The organism is Desulfosalsimonas sp. (assembly GCF_046483245.1).
GTDB lineage: Bacteria > Desulfobacterota > Desulfobacteria > Desulfobacterales > Desulfosalsimonadaceae > Desulfosalsimonas.
This window is the reverse complement of record NZ_JAWODO010000003.1, coordinates 58274-75630: the sequence shown is the minus strand read 5'-3', so window position 1 is coordinate 75630 and position 17357 is coordinate 58274. Positions and strand designations below refer to the sequence as shown.

The window sequence follows — 17357 nt, the reverse complement described above, 5'->3', positions numbered from 1 at the left end:
TTGGCCGGGCAGGGCGCGGCCGAGGATGTTTTCCAGGAGGCCGGCGGCCCTGATTAGCCCATCAATGTCCATGCCCGTGCGCACGCCCATGGCCTCAAACATGTTGGCCACGTCTTCGGTGGCCAGGTTGCCCGCGGCTCTGGGAACGTTGGGACATCCGCCGATGCCGCCCAGGGAGGTGTCAAACATCTCTATGCCGGCAAGATATCCGGCATAGAGATTGGCTGCGGCAATGCCCCGGTTGTTGTGCAGATGCAGGCAGATTTGGGTATTGGGCAGATGGTCTTTGAAAAAGGCTACGGTTTCAGTGATCTGTTTGGGGTTGGCCATGCCGGTTGTATCGGCCAGGGTGATCCGGTCGGCTCCTTCCTGGACAAAGTGCCGGGCAATGGCCAGCACTGCGGCTTTGTCCACTTGGCCCTCATACGGGCAGCCAAAGGCCGTTGCAATGGCTGCGGCCACGGCAATTTTCCGGTCTGCTGCCAGCCCGGATATGGCCCCGAGATCCGCCATGGACTGCTCAATGCCGCAGCCCACGTTTTTCCGGTTGTGGGTCTCGGATGCGGAAACAAACACAATAAGCCGGTCAGCCCCGGCCTCTGCGGCTGCCCGGGCACCCCTGAGGTTGGGTACCATGACTTCGTGCCAAAGCAGGCCCCGCGGCACCCGGGCCATTAAATCGGGGGCATCCTTGAGCTGGGGGATGGCCCGGGGACTGACAAAGGAGGTGGTTTCCAGGAAAACCACCCCGGCTGCGGCCAGGGCATGGATCACGCGGAGCTTATCCCCGGTGGAGACAAAGCCGGGTTCTGACTGCAGCCCGTCTCTTAAGGCCACTTCCCGGATGATTACGTCCGGCTTGTCAGTCCGCGCTGAATGCATCTTTGTATGTATCGCGCATATCCCGTTTTAAGAGTTTTCCCGTGGGTGTTTTGGGCAGCTGGTCCACAAAAATGATTTTTTTGGGCACCTTAAACGGTGCAAGCTTTTGGCGGCAGATTTCCAGAATTTCCTCTTCGCTGATGCTTTCCACCTGCCTGGGCACCACCACGGCCGTGACAGCCTCCACCCACTTGGGATGGGGCACACCGATGACCGCCACTTCTTCCACCCGCCGCGCATCACGTCATCGGTTTTTTCCATGTCCTTGAAATACATCATCATGGCATGGGGGCCTTGTATTTCTCCACGTTTTTGAGGATCTGGCCGATATCCGGGCCCATCAGGAGGTTTGTGCCGCCGATGTCAAATATGGGATTTAAAAACACGTCGCGCTGGGCGCAGTGGTAGATGGGCAGGGCGTTGATGTTGATGTCGGCGCTTTCGTAGCCCCCGTCAAAGATGCATCCCATGTACTGGGAAAGCAGGGCCTGATGGTTGATGATCACGCCCTTGGGCCGGGATTCGGTGCCGCTGGTATAGGTCATCTGACAGGGATCCTCGATGCGCAGGAGCGTGTCGGGTTCGGTGTCCGGGTATTTCTGATACCAGTTGTCAAACTCCAGAAATCTTTCATCCGGCGGGTTTTGTCCTGCGCCCTGTCCGGACCAGATCAGGGTTTTGACCGTTTTTGGGTCTGCCTGCATCAAGGACTCCTTGTTGATTTTTTAAAGACTGGGCAGCGGTGCGGTCATATGCGGTTCACGCATCAGCAGATTGATTCAGGGCCATTTCCCTGAGTTTGTACTTTTGGATCTTGCCTGAGGCGGTGGTGGGAAATTCATCAACAAAATAAATATAGCGCGGGATTTTGTGAAAAGAGATCCGGTCTTTGCAAAAGTTTCGGATTGCTTCGGCAGAGAGGCTGTCGCCGTTTTTTAGCCGGATAAAGGCGGCCACTTCCTCGCCGTATTTTTTATCCGTGATGCCCACGATCTGGACATCCTGGATCCCCGGATGTGTGTAGAGAAATTCCTCGATTTCCCGGGGATAAATGTTTTCCCCGCCACGGATGATCATGTCCTTTAGCCGGCCCTGGATCGTGCAGTTGCCGTGCTCGTCCATACTGGCCAGGTCTCCGGTGTGCAGCCATCCGTCCGGGTCAATGGCTTGTTTGGTTTTATCCGGCATTTTGTAATAGCCCTTCATGATGTGATAGCCCCGGCTGCAAAGTTCCCCGGTTTCTCCGGGCGGCAGGGGCTGGCCGGTGACTGTGTCCACGATTTTGACCTCCACGTTGGGCAGGGCCCGGCCGACGGTCTCGGTGCAGACTTTCAGGGAATCATCGCGCCGGGTCTGGGTGATGCCCGGCGAGCTTTCGGTCTGGCCGTAGACAATGGTCAGTTCTCTTGCCCCCATCTTTTCCATCACCCCTTTCATCACCTCCACCGGGCAGGTGGAGCCGGCCATGACACCGGTGCGCATCTGTGCCGTGTCATATCCCCTGTTCTCCATGGCTTCGAGTTCAGCGATAAACATGGTGGGAACACCGTGTAATGCCGTGCATTTCAGAGCTTCAATGGTTTCGAGTACCAGTTTCGGATCAAATCCCGTCACAGGTGCCATGGCGGCCCCGGAAACCGTGCAGCACATGGTGCCGATGACACAGCCGAAGCAGTGGAAAAAGGGGACGGGAATGCACAGGGTGTCATCGGGACCCAGGGCCATGATTTCGGCCATGCTCCGGGCGTTGCCAATCAGGTTGCGATGAGTGAGCATCACGCCCTTGGGATAACCGGTGGTGCCGGAAGTGTACTGCATCATGATGACATCATCGGACTCCAGGCTTTGGGATCGCTGGTCGAGTTCGGCATCCGGGATGCGGCTGCCCAGCTCCAGCATCCGGGTCCAGGTAAACATGCCGGGAATATCGTTTTTGCCCAGGTGGACGATGTTTTTGAGAAACGGCAGTTTTTGGATTTCAAGCCTGCCGGGTTCGCAATGGTCCACCTCCGGGCAGACCTGGCGCAGGATCCGCAGGTATTCATTCGGCTCGCGCACCCCATGGGAGAGAATCAGGGTGGTGGTGTCGGATTGATCCAAAAGATATTCGAGTTCGTAAGCCCGGAAGTTTGTGTTGACCGTGACCAGCACGGCTCCGGCCATGGCGCTGCCAAACTGGGTGTAGACCCACTCGGGCAGGTTGTTGGCCCACACGGCGATATGATCGCCCCGTTTGACCCCAAGTGCCATCAGGCCCTTGGCCACCTGCCGGCAAATATCTCTGAATTCGGAAAAGCTGTTTTCAAATCCATACTCGTAGTAGGCAAGGGCTGTCTGGTTTTTGTAATTTTTGGCATTGGCGTCTACGATGTCTCCGATGCGGGTCAGGGAAGCGGTGAATTCCATGGATGACATAAGTCGGCTACCTCCTGGATGCGCATTGAAGGTTGCAATTTTGATGATCGGTTTGCGTTTCAACCAATGAACGAAAATATAAACAATGTTTTAAGAAAAATAAAGGGTAAAATTAACGCTTAGGTTAAAATACAGCTGTCCCCACGGTCATGCAAAAAGGATCAGGCTTGCCGCCATCACCGCCATGCCCGCGATAAGGCCGTAGATGGACAGGTGGTGCTCCCCGTATTTTTCCGCGGATGGCAGCAGTTCGTCAATGGAGATAAACACCATGATTCCGGCCACAGAGGCGAAAAGCATTCCGTAGACCAGGTCATTGAAAAACGGCAGCAGGATCAGATACCCTACCAGGGCGCCAACGGGCTCGGCCAAACCGGAAAGAAACGACAGGGTAAATGCTTTTTTCTTGCTTCCTGTTGCATAATAGATTGGCACGGAAACGGCAATGCCCTCGGGGATGTTGTGGATGGCAATGGCAACGGCAATGCTCACCCCCAGGGTGGGATCGCGCAGGGCCGTGGTAAACGTGGCCAGCCCTTCCGGGAAGTTGTGGATGCCGATGGCCAGGGCCGAAAGCAAGCCCATGCGTAGCAGAGCGTTTTTTTCGCGCATGGCCTCCACTTCCTCAATATCCTCCACATTTCGGATTTCATGGGGGTTTTCAAATGACGGAACCAGTTTGTCGATCACGGCAATGAGCAGAATACCGGCAAAAAAGGCCAGGGTGGTCATCCGGTAGCCGGCGGTTTCGCCCAGAATTTCGGCCAGCGACTCCCGGGCCTTGAAAAAGATTTCGATCATGGAGACATAGATCATCACCCCGGCTGAAAATCCCAGGGCCACTGAAAGAAAGCGGGTGTTGGTCTGTTTGGCAAAAAAGGCCAGGGCACTGCCCACGCCCGTGGCCAGTCCGGCCAGCAGGGTCAGTCCGAATGCGAACAGGACGGGATCTGCAGGCATGAAACGTTTTCCTTTCAGCGCTTGGCGGTTGGATAGAGAATGTAAAGGCGCAGTTTTGGGAAACATAACCCGGATGCGGTCATGATGCAAAAAATCAAACGCCTGCCGACCGCTGTTCCATGGGAAAAACCCGAAAATCGGTTTGACATTTGGGTGCATGCCAATAAATTTTGGAAAATAAAACATATTGCCCTGTGTTGGCACAGGTTGCAAATATGCAATTTTTCAAAAAAAAGAGCAGCTTTCGCAAATTACCCGCCAATTGGCACAGATGAAACAAAGGAGGTATTGCAAAAAATGGCAAAAGATGATCCCAAACCCACGACAAATGATGCCGGCAATCCCGTGGCCAGCGACGAATATTCTTTGACCGTCGGCCCGGACGGTCCGATTCTGCTCCAAGACCATTATCTCATGGAGCAGATGGCCAATTTCAACCGGGAGATGATTCCGGACCGCCAGCCGCACGCCAAGGGCTCGGGTGCCTTTGGACATTTTGAGGTGACCCGGGACGTCAGCGACTACACCCGGGCGTGTCTTTTTCAGCCGGGCGCCAAAACCGATGTGCTGGCGCGGTTTTCCACCGTGGCCGGCGAGTCCGGCAGCCCTGACACCTGGCGGGATGTGCGCGGATTTTCCCTGAAGTTTTATACCGACGAGGGCAACTATGACATGGTGGGCAACAATACCCCGGTTTTCTTTGTGCGCGATCCCATGAAATTCCAGCATTTCATCCACTCACAGAAGCGCCGTGCGGATTCCGGCCTGCGCGACCATGACATGCAGTGGGACTTCTGGACTCTGTCGCCTGAAACCGCCCATCAGGTCACCATCCTGATGAGCGATCGCGGGGTGCCCAAAAGCTACCGGCACATGAACGGCTACACGAGTCACACCTATATGTGGGTCAACGCCAAAGGTGAGCGTTTCTGGGTGAAATACCATTTCAAAACCGATCAGGGAATCGATTTTCTCACAGATGAGGAGGCCGACCGCATGGCCGGCACTGATCCGGATCTTCACCGGCGGGATCTGCATGAGGCCATCAAGCGCGGCGATCATCCGAGCTGGACCCTGAAGGTCCAGATCATGCCGTTTAAGGATGCGGAGAACTACCGGTTTAATCCGTTTGACCTGACAAAGGTCTGGCCCCACAGCGATTACCCTCTCCACGAGGTGGGCCGCCTGACGTTGAACCGGAACCCGTCTGATTTTCATACAGAAATCGAGCAGGCGGCCTTTGAGCCCAATAGCTTTGTCCCCGGCATCGGCCCGAGCCCGGACAAGATGCTGCTGGCCCGCCTGGTTTCCTATGCGGATGCCCACCGGGCGCGCCTGGGTGTCAATTACAAGCACATTCCGGTCAACCGGCCCAAAAGCCCGGTCAACAGCTACAGCAAGGGAGGCAGAATGCGCTTTGAAAATGTCTCTGATCCGGTATATGCCCCCAATTCCAAGGGCGGCCCCCAGGCCGATCCCAAACGTTACCCGGAGGATGCCGTGTGGAGTGCCAGCGGCGATTTTATCCGCGCAGCCTACACCCAGCGCAAGGATGATGACGATTTCATCCAGCCCGGCACCCTGGTGCGCGAGGTCATGGACGATGCCCAGCGCGACCGGCTGGTGTCCAATGTGGTGGGACATCTCAAAAAAGGCGTATCCGAGCCGGTATTGGAGCGGGCCCTGGATTACTGGAGAAATATTGACAAAGAGATTGGCGAGCGAATTGCCAAAGGCGTAAAACAGGGATAACCGGCTTTGGCAGGTAAAAGAAAAGAATAACCCAAACCCCGGTTTCACAATGCATCAGGGGCAATCGGCGCGGTTTTGTTTTGACTTTTGTGCTTTAGCTGTGTTTAAAAAGGCATGACAGCTCAAGCGTGTAAAAATTCATTACAGGAGGTTTTTGCGTGCCAACGATCCTGCCGACTGCCGAACAATTTGAAAATATCAACGCTGTCTCTGATGACGGGGAGCTGGTGATGGTCAACATGCTGCGCTTCAAACCCGAGGGGGGAGAAGCGCAGTATGACAAATATTCCCAGCTCATTTACCCGATTCTCACAAAAATCGGGGGCCGGGTGCTGTATTACGGCACCGGTGTGATGACTTTTATCGGCGATGATTACTGGGATGCGGTACTGCTGGTGCAGTATCCGTCGCGCTCGGCATTCGTCCAAATGGTCACGGACCCGGAATACCAGGAGGCGTCCAAGTACAGAACCGAGGGATTGATTGACTCCCGGCTTTACGTGACCCGGCCGCGCTGGATGGGTTAGACAAGGGCGGCGGCGTCAAAAACAGGGCCGTGCTTGCAAACGTGTTCAAACCCCTCCCCGCTGCTGCGGGTTTTGACCGCACAGCCCATGCACACGCCAAGACCGCAAGCCATAAGGGTTTCAATGGAAAGCTCGCAGGCGGTGTTTGCCGACCGGGCGATTTTTCCGACAGCCATAAGCATCCCGTGGGGTCCGCATGCATAGATCATGGCCGGATCAGCGGTTTTCAGCCAGGTTTCCAGGGATGTGGTGACCAGCCCGTGAAAACCCAGGCTGCCGTCTTCTGTGGTGTTTTTTGTCCGCACCCCCATGTGTTCAAACCGATCCCTGCACAAAATATCGCTTCTGGTTTGTCCGCCCAGAAACACAGTGATCAGATCCGGATCCATTCCTGCCAGTTTTAACTGCCATACCAGAAAAACGAGCGGGGCCACACCGATGCCGCCGGCCACAACAGCTGCGGGCCTGGTATGGGCAGTTACAGTAAACCCATGGCCGAGTGGACCCAGAAGATCCAGGCGGCTGCCAGCGGGCTGCCGGCTTAGTTTTGACGTAAATCCCCCCACCACCCGGTAAAGAATCTCGATTTCCGGTATCCCGTTTGAGCCGATGTTGACCTGGTGGATGGAAAAGGGCCGCCGTAAAAGCGGCTCTGTCTGGTCCAAAAGCCTGAGGGTGACAAACTGTCCGGCTGCAGCTTTGGCGTAATGGACACCGCATGCGGCCCGCAGTCGGAAATAGCTGCCTGAAATCCTTTTGTTTTCCGTTAGTTCAATGGTTTCCTGCGCAAGCCGGCCGCCGGTATTTTTATTCATATTGCGTCCTGTTTTGTTTCTTTTTTCAGACCAATGACCGCAGCCATGCGCCCGGTTGTTTTTTCCCCCCGAAAAGAGAAAAACAGGCGGGGATTGCACCGGGTGCAGATATGGGAAACTTCGATTTGCGATTCCCGGACCCCTGCGGCCCGGAGCTGATCAATGCTGATCTGCCAGAAATCAAACCGGTGCTGATCGTCCTTGTATTTCCAGAATTTTTCCGGAATTTCGGTTTCATAGTGGACAAATTCGGCACAGCACGGACCCAGCGACGGGCCGATGCCCGCGACCAGGTTTTCGGGATCAGTGCCGAATTTTTTCCTCATGGTGTGAATGCAGCGGCCGATGATGTCGGCAATGCTTCCGCGCCAGCCCGAATGGATGGCGGCTGTTGTATGGCCGACCGGGTCATGAAGCAATACGGCCTGGCAGTCTGCTGTGCGAACGGTCAGGCCGGCACCGGCCAGGCCGGAGATGATTGCATCGGCTTCCGGCGGGTTTGCCACGGCTTCATGGAGATCCGCCGTGGAAGATATAACCGATACACTGGTGCCGTGGACCTGGTTGAGATAAACCAGATCAGCGGCCCCCGTGCACCGGGCCGCCCGGGTGCGGTTTTGACGGGTGCTGTCTTCTGTGCTGAAATCCGTTTCTTCTGAACCTGTCTGCGACCGGTGATCCAGGCGTGTAAAAAATGCGTGAAACATGCCAGGACAGGCGGAAAGATTTGAAAAACAGGCATATGTCAGGCCCTGGTGCCGCGTGAAAAACATGGGGATTGCTCCGTGTGTTTAAGCTGGCGGATATGCCGCCGGCACGCGTTGGGCAACCGGGCAGAACCGGGTGCGAAGGTTGTCAATTACGGAAAAATCCAGTTCGGCGGAAACATGTGCCGGACTTTTTCCGGCATCGGCCAGAATGGCACCGTCCGGAGCGATGATCCGGGAATGTCCGTTGAACCCGGAGCCTGCATCCGCTCCGCACCTATTGGCAGCCACCACAAATACCTGGTTTTCAATGGCCCGGGCCATGAGTAGGGCATCCCAGTGATCAATGCGCACGGCCGGCCACTGGGCGCAGACCACGATCATGCGCGCCCCGCCTGCGGCCAGGTGCACGCCCATTTCCGCAAACCGCAGATCATAGCAGATCATGCATCCGGCCGGGATTCCATGGCAGTCAAATACCATGCTTTGCCGGCCCGGGGCAAACCATTTGTCCTCCTCCAGCAGGGGAAACAAATGGATTTTGCGGTAGGCTGCAGCAATCTGCCCGCTGGTGTTGAGGACAAACATGGTGTTGTAAACACGCCCGTATGCTTCCTCCGGAAGGGAGCCCGCAATGACCGCGCCGTAAGCCTTTGCCAGCCCGGCCAGAAAACCGATGATTTCCTGGGTTTTTCGGGCATGAGCCGCTATTTTTTCCCCGTCATAGCCGCAGGCCCACAGCTCGGGCATCACCACCAGCTGCGCCCCGCTTTTGCAGGCGTTTTCAGCGGCGGCCAGGCCGGTTTCAATGTTGTTGTCCACATCGCCCACAGCAACGTCAAACTGGCATACCGCAGCTGTCAGCCGCGCCCCGGATGGGCTTGCAGGGTAATGGATCATGGCTGTTTTTCCCTGTATTGCGCCTAGTTTAGGCTTTGGGTTGAAATGTTTACAGGGCCCGGGCCAGGGTAAGCACGCTGACCCTGGCCGCCCCGGCCCGGTACAGGGCTTTTGCGCATTCGTCCAGGGTTGCACCGGTGGTCATCACGTCATCGACCAAAAGCAGGCTCCGGCCCTTGCAAAACCCGGGCGCAGAGACATCAAAAGCGCCTTGGATGTTTTTTGCCCTTGCCTTTCGGTCCAGGCCGGTCTGAGGCCGGGTGTGAGTTTTGCGGCAGAGGGCCCGGTCATGGCAAATAATTTCCCAGTTTTGCAAATGGCCGCGTTCTGCGGCCATTTCGGGCCAGTGCCGGATCATTAGAAGCGCTTGGTTGTATCCCCGCTGCCGCATCCGCCTGGCGTGCAGGGGAACGGCCATTACCGCATCGATTTCCCCTGGATCAAACTGCCGGATAAATTCTTCATAAAGCAGCCGGCCCAATGGCTTTGCCAGGGATGTGCGGCTGTTGTACTTGTAGGAATGAATCAGCGAAAGTATGGCGCCGTCATAAACCATTGCAGAGCGGGCCTTTAGAAAGCTGCGCTTTTCCGTGATGCACCGGCCGCACATGTGATCCCCATCCTGGCGGCTTTTTAGCGGTCGGCCGCAACAGGGGCATATGGGGGAGTCCACAATGGGGATATCGGCCAGGCAATCGGGGCACAAGACCGGTTCCAGCACCCGGCGGACAAAGTCGCGCTTTACGACCTGTACCGCCGGGTCCGGCCGGCTGACCATGTGTTTGGCGCGCTCCGGCATAAAGCGGCCGCAGCCATGGCAGATTTCCGGGAAAATCGCTTTGATCAGGGCCCGGCCAATGCGGGCCTGAAGATCAGCATTTTTCCGGGTAGCTGCAGATGTTTTCCACAATGGCCTCTCCAAACTCCGAGCAGCAGAGCTTGCAGCTTCCTTTAATCTGACGGGCCAGGTCATAGGTTACATTGCCGCTTTTAACGGTTTCAGCCAGGCAACTGCGGATGCGCTCTGCAGCTTCTGTCCATCCCATGTGATCGAGCATCATGGCCCCGGATAAAATCAGGGAGCTGGGATTGACCTTGTTGCGGCCGGCATACTTGGGGGCGGTGCCGTGGGTGGCTTCAAATACCGCGCACTGGTCTCCGATATTGGCCCCGGGTGCCATGCCCAGACCGCCCACCTGGGCGGCCAGGGCGTCGGAGATATAGTCGCCGTTTAAGTTGGGCGTGGCAAGGACCCCGAATTCCGCGGGCCGCAACAGCACTTGCTGAAACAGCATGTCCGCGATCCGGTCTTTGATCACGATTTTGCCTTCCGGGGCAGTTCCGTTGTGTTTTTCGTACACCTCATCTTCGGTGACGGTGATATCTCCGAACTGTTCCCGGGCGGCTTCATAGCCCCAGGTGGCAAATGCGCCTTCTGTGTACTTCATGATATTGCCCTTGTGCATCAGGGTCACGCTCGGATACCCGTTGTCTCTTGCATAGACAATGGCGCTGGCCATCAGGCGCTTGGTGTTTTTTGCACTTATGGGCTTGATCCCGATGCCGGAGCCGTCGGCAATGGTTTCGTTCATCTCGTCTTTTAAAAATGAGATGAGTTTTTCCGCCTCCGGGCTCCCGGCCTGAAATTCAACGCCGGCATACAGATCCTCGGTGTTTTCCCGGAACACCACCATGTTGATGTTTTCCGGATGTTTCATGGGGCTGGGAACCCCGGGGACGTATTTTACCGGCCGCACACAGGCATACAGGTCCAGCACCTGGCGGATGGTTACATTTAAGCTGCGGATGCCTTTTCCCACTGGTGTGGTCAAAGGCCCCTTGATGGCCACCACGTGCTGCCGGATGGCTTCCAGGGATTCTTTGGGGAGCCATTGGCCGGTTTTCTCATATCCTTTTTCACCGGCGTTGATTTCCTTCCACTCGATTTTGCGATCTCCCTTGTATGCGTATTCAACTGCTGCATCAAGGACGGGTCGAGTGGCGCGCCAGATATCGGGTCCGATTCCGTCGCCTTCGATAAAGGGGATGATGACATGACCGGGAACGGAAAGCTTTCCGTTTTTATCAATGGTGATGGACTCTGCTGTACTCATGGTATGCGGATCCTTTCCTGTAAAAAAAGAAATCAACGGGTTTTTGCATTATTTTTTGTTCGGAGCGGCCGTGTGCCGCTGGCGCATTGCCTCGTAAACGGCCATGCCGCCGGCCACGGACGCATTGAGTGAATTGACCGGACCGGATTGGGCAATGGCGCACAGAAAATCGCACCGGCGCTTAACCAGAGGGCGGATGCCCGTGTCTTCCCCGCCGATGATAAGGGCGCATTTTCCGGTCATATCGGTTTCAGCAATGGATTGTTTTGCCATATGATCCAGACCGATAATCCAGAATCCGTTTTTTTTCAAGTCTTTCATGTAATTGGCCAGGTTGGTGACCACGCAGATACGGGCATGCTCCATGGCGCCGGCCGAAGCCCGGGATGCGGCCGGGCCGGGGCCGGCAGACCGGTCCCGGGCAATGATGACCGCATCTGCGCCCATGCACACGGCCGTGCGGACCAGGGCACCGAAGTTTTGCGGATCCACCACGCTGTCGAGCACCAGGAAAAAGGCATCCTGTTTGATCCCGGATTTCGGGGCCAACAGCCGGGATCCGGTCGTTGTGGGAAGCGGGCTGACCCGGGCGGCAATATCCTGGTGATAATCATTCCGGCTGAGTTTGTTTAGTTGCTCCCGGCTGACCGCTTCCACGTAAATGTCGCTTTTCCGGATTTTTTCCGCAAGTTTGTTGACGCGTTTGCCGGGATTTTCACGGCTGATGTAGACGCGCAAGACCTTTCGCCGGCCGGCTTTTAAGGCCTCCGTGACCGGGTGGATCCCATAGATGATTTCTTCCTTGGTCATATGATCGGGTTTCACAATCCGGTTCCGGAGTCAGGGTTGAAATGGCAGCCAACGGGCTGGCGGTTGTTTTCAATAACCGCCAGCAGTTCCTGTGCAGCCCGCTCTATCCGGTCATTGACAATAATATAGTGATATTCATGGCGGCATGCCATCTCCTCGGCAGCTGCGCGCAAGCGCTTTTCAATGACCTGCTTATCATCACTGCCCCTTTTTTCCAGGCGCTTACGCAAATCGTCCAAAGACGGGGGCATGATAAAAATGGTAACACTTCCGGCAAATCGTTCAACGATCTGGCGGGCGCCCCTGACATCAATGTCTAACAAAACGTCATAGCCGGCAGCCAGGTCCCGGGCCAGATCGTCTGCGCTGGTGCCGTAATAATTGTCATGGACCCTGGCCCATTCCGCCCACCGGTTTTCCTGGATCATCTGCTCGAACCGGGCAGCGGAGATGAAATGATAGTCCTTTCCATCGGTTTCCCCGGCCCTGGGCGGGCGGGTGGTGTAGGAGACAGAAAAAACCATGCGTTCCAGCTGTGGCAGGATTCGGCGGCACAGGGTGGTTTTGCCGGTGCCCGAGGGGGCGGATAAGACAAAGAGGCGTCCGGTTCTATGGCGGCCGGATGTGTTTTTGTCCATATCGGTCATCTTCCGGTTAACCTTTGCCGGTTTGCTTGTCCCGCTGTTTTTCCTTCAGCATTGAAAACCGCTGGGAAATGGTTTCCGCCTGCATGGCTGAAAGAATGATATGGTTGGTTTTGGTAATGATGATGGATCGGGTGCGCCGTCCGTGGGTTGCGTCAATTAAGCGGTTCTGCTCCCTGGCATCATCTCTGAGCCGTTTCATGGGCGCGGAGTTGGGAGACAGGATGGCAATGACTTCTTCGGCGACAATGGATCCGCCGAAGCCGATGTTTAGTAGATTGTAGTCCATGGGCTCTCCTGGGACTGGTTGGGTTGAGGGTTAATATTATTCGATGTTCTGGACCTGCTCCCGGAGCTTTTCCAGTTCGGTTTTCACGGAAACAACAATATGGGAAATATCCGCGCTGCCGGCCTTCACCCCCATGGTGTTCAATTCTCGGTTCAACTCCTGCAATAAAAAATTCAGCGGTTTTCCCGCAGGCGCATCCGCTTCCATGATCTGCCAAAACTGCCGGACATGGCTTGCAGCCCGGGTCAATTCCTCGGAAATATCGCTTTTATCCGCCAGCATGGCGGCTTCCTGGGCAATGCGCGTGGGGTCGATTTCCACCTGGTCGGCGGTCAGTTCCCGGACTCGGGTTTGAATTCGCTGGTGGCAGGCTTCTACCAGGCCCTGGCGCAGATTGTCAATGCGTTCAATGCAGTTTTCGATAAATGCCAGGCGCGCTTCCAGGTCCCGTGCCATGGCCTGTCCTTCATCTGCGCGCATGGCCTCAAAGGCTTCCAGGGCCTTTTGCATGGCCTGCTCCATTGCCAGGGACAAAATCTCTGCGTCTGCCTGATTTTCCACGGTTTCAATAATGCCGCTGATCCCCGCCAGATGCGAGATGCCAATGGCTTCGGTGATGCCGAAGCGGTGTTTGAGTTCATCCAAAGCCGCATAATAGGCGTCTGCCAGTTGCGGGTTGATCGCAAAATTCCAGCAGGTCTGTTCATCAGCCCGGATTTGGATGCGGACTTCAATGCGGCCCCGGCTGATGCAACGGCCAACGGCCTGCTTGACCATATCTTCAAGCCAGCCGTAGGAAGAGGGCAGTTTCACGGCCAAATCCAGGTAACGGCTGTTATAGCCGCGCATTTCCACGGTGACGGTGATATTGTCCCGGCTGTGTTCGATGCCGGCAAATGCGGTCATGCTTTTAATCATTGGCCTGCGCTGCTGCCTCCTTTATGTCAAAAACATATTTGCGGCGCACCTGGTGGAGAAATTCCGTCATTTCCCCGGCTGCGTAATCCGGATAGGTCCAGGGCAGGGTTCGGAAATCGCCCTTTTGGTAAATCAGGGTTAAATCCGCATAAATCCCTTCGCCGATATAAATCCGGTGGGAAAAGTTTTTCCCGGTGGCCAGTACGAACCGTTCCCGTAGCAGATATCCCGGGTCAATATTGACCCGGCGCTTGTCATTATTTGCAAATTCGGCTTCAATTGCGTTGGTGGTATGTTTGATTTGCGACAGCGCATCCTGTTTGATCATGTTTTGAAATGCAAGTATGCGCCGAAACAGCCCGGTTCCCATTTCCCGTTCGTAATACCGGGTGTAGTCAAAGGCGAGCCACCGGCTGATCATGTCCACAGGCCCGAAGGCCTCAGAAAGCCGCCCGGCAACGGGCATGATCAATTCCTTGTCCGCCATAAAGGCGCCGATGACAAGCTTTGCGGGTGCGGGCCCAGATGGCTGGCTCATGGAAAATACTGCCTGTAGCCGTGGTTTGTATTCGGATTCAGGCGGTTAATCGCCAACCGGCCGGGCCTCTTCAATGAGCATCACCGGAATATCGTCCCGGATTTCAAATTCAAGCCTGCAGTTGTCACAGATCAGGGCATCGCCGCTGTTGTTGAGATATATGGCCCCCTTGCATTGGGGGCATACCAGAATTTCCAGCAATTCCTGGCTGATGGGCATGGGTATGGTCTCCTGTGTATTTTGGGCTGTTTGCGTTTAAACCCCTTTTCTATACCAGAGGCGCCCGGGCGATGCAAAAGGAAATTCCGGGCATATCATTTGCTTCAATTGAATCGGCAGTGAATTTGTAATGTTAAAAATCCTTGACGACCGTTTCAAGCACAGATACGTAGGATCTTAAGCCATGTGACCGGCAGGCGGTATAACAGGAATTGGCAAACGGGCGCTGATCATGCCCGGGGGAGAAGTGCAATGTTTCTGCAGAACAATGAAATCCGGGATCTTCTCAATCAGGTGGCGGATCTGCTGGAGATCCGGGACGACAATCCGTTCCGGGTCCGGGCCTACAGGGAGGCGGCCCGGGTTATCGAGCAGATGTCCGAACCTGTGGCCTCCTTGGTCAAGGCCAACAAAGATCTGAGCCAGTACCGGGGCATCGGCCGGGATCTGGCCGCAAAGATCCGGGAAATCGTGGAAACCGGGGGGCTTGAACAGCTGCGCCAGCTGCGCCAGGAGCTGCCCGTGTCCCTGCTGGACCTGATGCAGGTGCCTTCTCTCGGGCCCAAAAAAACCGCCCAGCTATACAAGCACCTGGGCGTGGCCAGTCTCGAAGATCTGGAAAGGGCTGCCCGGCGCGGGCAGATCGCTGATGTAAGCGGTTTCGGGGAAAAAAGCCAGCAGCATATTATTGAATCCCTGGGCCGGGTGAAAAAATCCGGGGAAAAACGGTTGCTGTGGAGCGATGCGGCCGTCCATGCCCGGGCGCTGGAACAGTACCTCACGGATATCGAAGGCGTGCGCCGGGTCAGGGTGGCCGGCAGCTTCCGCAGGGGAAAGGAAACCGTGGGAGATCTCGATGTTCTGGTCACCTGCGCCCGGGATCGGGAAAAGGATGTCATGGAAGCTTTTGTTTCCTTTGAAGGGGTGAAAAACATTTTGTCCCACGGCAAAACCAAAAGCAGTGTGATCCTGCGTCCGGGACTTCAGGTGGATCTGCGCATCGTGGCCCAGGTCAGCTACGGGGCGGCCCTGCATTATTTTACCGGTTCCAAGGCCCATAATATCGCCGTTCGCAAACTGGCCCAGGAAAAGGGTTACAAGATCAACGAGTACGGGGTGTATCAGGGGGAAAAGCGGATTGCCGGAAAAACCGAAAAAGAAGTTTATGCCTCGGTGGGCTTGAGTTATATCCCGCCGGAACTGCGTGAAAATCTGGGTGAAATCGAGGCCGCTGCGGACAACCGCCTGCCTGCCCTGCTCAAAAGAAGCGATATCCGGGGAGATCTGCACAGCCATACCCGCCGCACAGACGGCCACGGCAGTCTTGAGGAAATGGCCCATGGGGCCATGGCCATGGGATATCAATACCTGGCCGTTACGGAGCATTCCCAGAAGGTGGCCATGGCCGGGGGGCTCAATGAAAAGCAGGTTCTCCAGTACATGGAGAAAATCGATGCCATTAATGAACAGTTTTCCGGCTTCCGGCTGCTCAAGGGAATGGAAGTTGATATTCTGGCCGACGGACGCCTGGATCTGGCTGATTCCGTGCTGGCCCAACTGGATTTGGTGGTCTGTTCGGTGCACTACCAGCAACGCATGGATGAAAAAAAACAGACTGAGCGGATCATCCGGGCCATGGACAACCCCTATTGCCATATCCTCGGCCATCCCACAGCCCGGCTGATCAATACCCGGGATCCCATGGAAATTGACCTGGAAAAGATCATCCTGGCGGCAAAAGACCGGGGCGTGATCCTTGAGTTAAACGCCCAGCCCGACCGGCTGGATTTGCCCAGCCCCTACTGCAAGATGGCCGCAGAATCGGGGGTACGCTTGGCGGTTTCCACGGATGCCCACAGCGTAGAAAATCTCGAATTGATGGAAAACGGTATTACCGCAGCCCGCCGCGGATGGCTGACCCGCAATGATGTGGTCAATACCCGATCTCTTTCAGAATTGCTGCGCCTTTTGCGGCGTCCATAAACCGCCCCTGCAGTCACAGGCCGGGGCGAAAACCGCCCCAATGGTCTTAATTTCCATTTTTTTCGAGTGCATCCTCTGTCATGATGTCAATTTTTTCCCATTCATCTTTTGCCCCGGAGAGCCTGGCCGGATTTTTGAGGCGCCCGTAATAGGGGGTTGCAGACAGATAAATCGCCGCCAGGGGATTGTGGCCCAGCACCCGGTCCTTGACCGCCAGCACCGTGCAAGGTACTTTGCAGTATTTGAGAAACAGGGTGTCATGCCCCACGCACAGGCCCAGCATGACGGCCAGGTCCACCTTCTGGCGGTTTAACAGCTCGGCTTGAACAATGGGATTGCACATGGATTCCATGGCATCCGGCCCCCGTATTTTTTCTTCCCCTGTCAGACCGATGGATTCCTTTGGCGTTCGGCCCACCTTGCAGCAGACCGAGGCCACATCAAATCCGCCGGCTTCGAAAATTTTTGAAACCTCGCGAGCCTCCCTGCGCAGGCCGATGCAAAAGGCCAAACCCAGGGCGGTATAATTGCACTTGGCGGCAAACTGCATGATCTCTTCAATTCGCGGAATCCGGGTTCTTAGGTTCTGGCCGTCGAATTCATAACACTGGGCCTCCTGGATTGAGGCCCGGCGTGCAAATTCCTGAATATTGCTCCGGTGATAGTGAGTGATCCCCTCGCGGACGACTTGCTCATACCGGCGCATGGGGCACGCCGTGGGCGCTTTTTCAATGGAAGGCAGGGGGTCGTTGAGGTTCGCAGCCGGATAACAGGTTTCCCCATCGCAATAAGCGCATTGTGTATAAAGGATTTTATCGTTCATGGGCAATGTCTCCTTTTCATATTTCCTTTTCTATATCAGATCCGGGGCCGGGGAAACAACC

General features: G+C 55.8%; 20 protein-coding genes. 3 read left to right on the top strand and 17 right to left on the bottom strand.

Annotated features, from left to right (window positions below; genetic code table 11):
- From R6U41_RS00455 to zupT, 5 genes are all read right to left on the bottom strand, one after another.
- Window positions 1–882: hydroxymethylglutaryl-CoA lyase (locus R6U41_RS00455; RefSeq protein WP_410267871.1), on the bottom strand; the 882-nt coding region annotated here is incomplete at its 3' end.
- Window positions 863–1111, bottom strand: coding sequence for an AMP-binding enzyme (locus R6U41_RS00450; protein ID WP_410267870.1), 249 nt, complete (start codon window positions 1109–1111; stop codon window positions 863–865). The genes R6U41_RS00450 and R6U41_RS00455, both read right to left, overlap by 20 nt.
- 49 nt (window positions 1112–1160) lie before the next feature.
- A complete protein-coding gene (locus R6U41_RS00445) occupies window positions 1161–1586 on the bottom strand; it encodes an AMP-binding protein (protein ID WP_410267869.1) in 426 nt (141 codons plus the stop codon).
- Window positions 1587–1641: 55 nt separating this feature from the next.
- Window positions 1642–3297: an AMP-binding protein gene (locus R6U41_RS00440; RefSeq protein ID WP_410267868.1), complete on the bottom strand. Its 1656-nt coding sequence runs from the start codon at window positions 3295–3297 to the stop codon at window positions 1642–1644.
- 147 nt (window positions 3298–3444) lie between these two features.
- Entirely contained in the window at window positions 3445–4257 is an 813-nt protein-coding gene (gene zupT, locus R6U41_RS00435) for a zinc transporter ZupT (protein ID WP_410267867.1), read from the bottom strand.
- 297 nt (window positions 4258–4554) lie between these two features.
- Here zupT and R6U41_RS00430 point away from each other — a divergent pair, with 297 nt between their 5' ends.
- Both R6U41_RS00430 and R6U41_RS00425 read left to right on the top strand, forming a co-directional pair.
- Complete coding sequence (locus R6U41_RS00430; RefSeq protein ID WP_410267866.1) at window positions 4555–6009, top strand: catalase; 1455 nt, start codon at window positions 4555–4557, stop codon at window positions 6007–6009.
- Between the two features lie 158 nt (window positions 6010–6167).
- Complete coding sequence (locus R6U41_RS00425; protein WP_410267865.1) at window positions 6168–6536, top strand: DUF1330 domain-containing protein; 369 nt, start codon at window positions 6168–6170, stop codon at window positions 6534–6536.
- Here R6U41_RS00425 and R6U41_RS00420 read toward each other — a convergent pair.
- The 11 genes from R6U41_RS00420 to R6U41_RS00370 are packed head-to-tail and all read right to left on the bottom strand — an operon-like array spanning window position 6533 to window position 14490.
- Entirely contained in the window at window positions 6533–7351 is an 819-nt protein-coding gene (locus R6U41_RS00420; RefSeq protein ID WP_410267864.1) for a dihydroorotate dehydrogenase electron transfer subunit, read from the bottom strand. The genes R6U41_RS00425 and R6U41_RS00420 overlap by 4 nt on opposite strands.
- Entirely contained in the window at window positions 7348–8124 is a 777-nt protein-coding gene (pgeF, locus tag R6U41_RS00415; protein WP_410267863.1) for a peptidoglycan editing factor PgeF, read from the bottom strand. The genes R6U41_RS00420 and pgeF overlap by 4 nt, the downstream gene beginning before the upstream one ends.
- 18 nt (window positions 8125–8142) lie before the next feature.
- On the bottom strand, window positions 8143–8958 hold the full coding sequence (locus R6U41_RS00410; protein ID WP_410267862.1) for a carbon-nitrogen family hydrolase: 816 nt from the start codon (window positions 8956–8958) through the stop codon (window positions 8143–8145).
- A gap of 49 nt (window positions 8959–9007) precedes the next feature.
- A complete protein-coding gene (locus R6U41_RS00405) occupies window positions 9008–9868 on the bottom strand; it encodes a ComF family protein (RefSeq protein WP_410267861.1) in 861 nt (286 codons plus the stop codon).
- Window positions 9831–11072: an isocitrate dehydrogenase (NADP(+)) gene (icd, locus tag R6U41_RS00400; protein ID WP_410267860.1), complete on the bottom strand. Its 1242-nt coding sequence runs from the start codon at window positions 11070–11072 to the stop codon at window positions 9831–9833. The genes R6U41_RS00405 and icd overlap by 38 nt, the downstream gene beginning before the upstream one ends.
- 48 nt (window positions 11073–11120) lie before the next feature.
- Window positions 11121–11897: a 23S rRNA (guanosine(2251)-2'-O)-methyltransferase RlmB gene (gene rlmB / locus R6U41_RS00395; RefSeq protein WP_410267859.1), complete on the bottom strand. Its 777-nt coding sequence runs from the start codon at window positions 11895–11897 to the stop codon at window positions 11121–11123.
- Complete coding sequence (gene gmk / locus R6U41_RS00390) at window positions 11894–12520, bottom strand: guanylate kinase (RefSeq protein WP_410267858.1); 627 nt, start codon at window positions 12518–12520, stop codon at window positions 11894–11896. The genes rlmB and gmk overlap by 4 nt, the downstream gene beginning before the upstream one ends.
- A gap of 16 nt (window positions 12521–12536) precedes the next feature.
- Window positions 12537–12815, bottom strand: a complete 279-nt coding sequence (locus R6U41_RS00385) for a DUF370 domain-containing protein (protein ID WP_410267857.1) — start codon at window positions 12813–12815, stop codon at window positions 12537–12539.
- A gap of 36 nt (window positions 12816–12851) precedes the next feature.
- The gene (locus R6U41_RS00380; protein WP_410267856.1) at window positions 12852–13733 is read right to left on the bottom strand and encodes a YicC/YloC family endoribonuclease; all 882 of its coding nucleotides are present in this window, start codon (window positions 13731–13733) and stop codon (window positions 12852–12854) included.
- Window positions 13726–14271: a DUF4416 family protein gene (locus R6U41_RS00375; protein WP_410267855.1), complete on the bottom strand. Its 546-nt coding sequence runs from the start codon at window positions 14269–14271 to the stop codon at window positions 13726–13728. Before R6U41_RS00375 ends, R6U41_RS00380 begins: the two co-directional genes overlap by 8 nt.
- A 45-nt stretch (window positions 14272–14316) precedes the next feature.
- A complete protein-coding gene (locus R6U41_RS00370) occupies window positions 14317–14490 on the bottom strand; it encodes a Trm112 family protein (protein ID WP_410267854.1) in 174 nt (57 codons plus the stop codon).
- Between the two features lie 252 nt (window positions 14491–14742).
- Between R6U41_RS00370 and polX the strand changes: the two genes are divergently transcribed.
- Complete coding sequence (gene polX / locus R6U41_RS00365) at window positions 14743–16473, top strand: DNA polymerase/3'-5' exonuclease PolX (RefSeq protein WP_410267853.1); 1731 nt, start codon at window positions 14743–14745, stop codon at window positions 16471–16473.
- 46 nt (window positions 16474–16519) lie between these two features.
- On the opposite strand, the gene R6U41_RS00360 is transcribed toward polX, so the two are convergent.
- Window positions 16520–17296, bottom strand: a complete 777-nt coding sequence (locus R6U41_RS00360; protein WP_410267852.1) for a DUF1847 domain-containing protein — start codon at window positions 17294–17296, stop codon at window positions 16520–16522.
- Window positions 17297–17357: the final 61 nt, after the last annotated feature.

Excerpts from the sequence above, each read along its gene's own strand:
- R6U41_RS00445 (WP_410267869.1), bottom strand. The coding sequence starts at position 1,586 with ATGCAGGCAGACCCAAAAACGGTCAAAACCCTGATCTGGTCCGGACAG.
- R6U41_RS00440 (WP_410267868.1), bottom strand. The coding sequence starts at position 3,297 with ATGTCATCCATGGAATTCACCGCTTCCCTGACCCGCATCGGAGACATC.
- zupT (WP_410267867.1), bottom strand. The coding sequence starts at position 4,257 with ATGCCTGCAGATCCCGTCCTGTTCGCATTCGGACTGACCCTGCTGGCC.
- R6U41_RS00430 (WP_410267866.1), top strand. The coding sequence starts at position 4,555 with ATGGCAAAAGATGATCCCAAACCCACGACAAATGATGCCGGCAATCCC.
- R6U41_RS00420 (WP_410267864.1), bottom strand. The coding sequence starts at position 7,351 with ATGAATAAAAATACCGGCGGCCGGCTTGCGCAGGAAACCATTGAACTA.
- pgeF (WP_410267863.1), bottom strand. The coding sequence starts at position 8,124 with ATGTTTTTCACGCGGCACCAGGGCCTGACATATGCCTGTTTTTCAAAT.
- R6U41_RS00410 (WP_410267862.1), bottom strand. The coding sequence starts at position 8,958 with ATGATCCATTACCCTGCAAGCCCATCCGGGGCGCGGCTGACAGCTGCG.
- icd (WP_410267860.1), bottom strand. The coding sequence starts at position 11,072 with ATGAGTACAGCAGAGTCCATCACCATTGATAAAAACGGAAAGCTTTCC.
- gmk (WP_410267858.1), bottom strand. The coding sequence starts at position 12,520 with ATGGACAAAAACACATCCGGCCGCCATAGAACCGGACGCCTCTTTGTC.
- R6U41_RS00385 (WP_410267857.1), bottom strand. The coding sequence starts at position 12,815 with ATGGACTACAATCTACTAAACATCGGCTTCGGCGGATCCATTGTCGCC.
- R6U41_RS00380 (WP_410267856.1), bottom strand. The coding sequence starts at position 13,733 with ATGATTAAAAGCATGACCGCATTTGCCGGCATCGAACACAGCCGGGAC.
- R6U41_RS00375 (WP_410267855.1), bottom strand. The coding sequence starts at position 14,271 with ATGAGCCAGCCATCTGGGCCCGCACCCGCAAAGCTTGTCATCGGCGCC.
- R6U41_RS00370 (WP_410267854.1), bottom strand. The coding sequence starts at position 14,490 with ATGCCCATCAGCCAGGAATTGCTGGAAATTCTGGTATGCCCCCAATGC.
- polX (WP_410267853.1), top strand. The coding sequence starts at position 14,743 with ATGTTTCTGCAGAACAATGAAATCCGGGATCTTCTCAATCAGGTGGCG.
- R6U41_RS00360 (WP_410267852.1), bottom strand. The coding sequence starts at position 17,296 with ATGAACGATAAAATCCTTTATACACAATGCGCTTATTGCGATGGGGAA.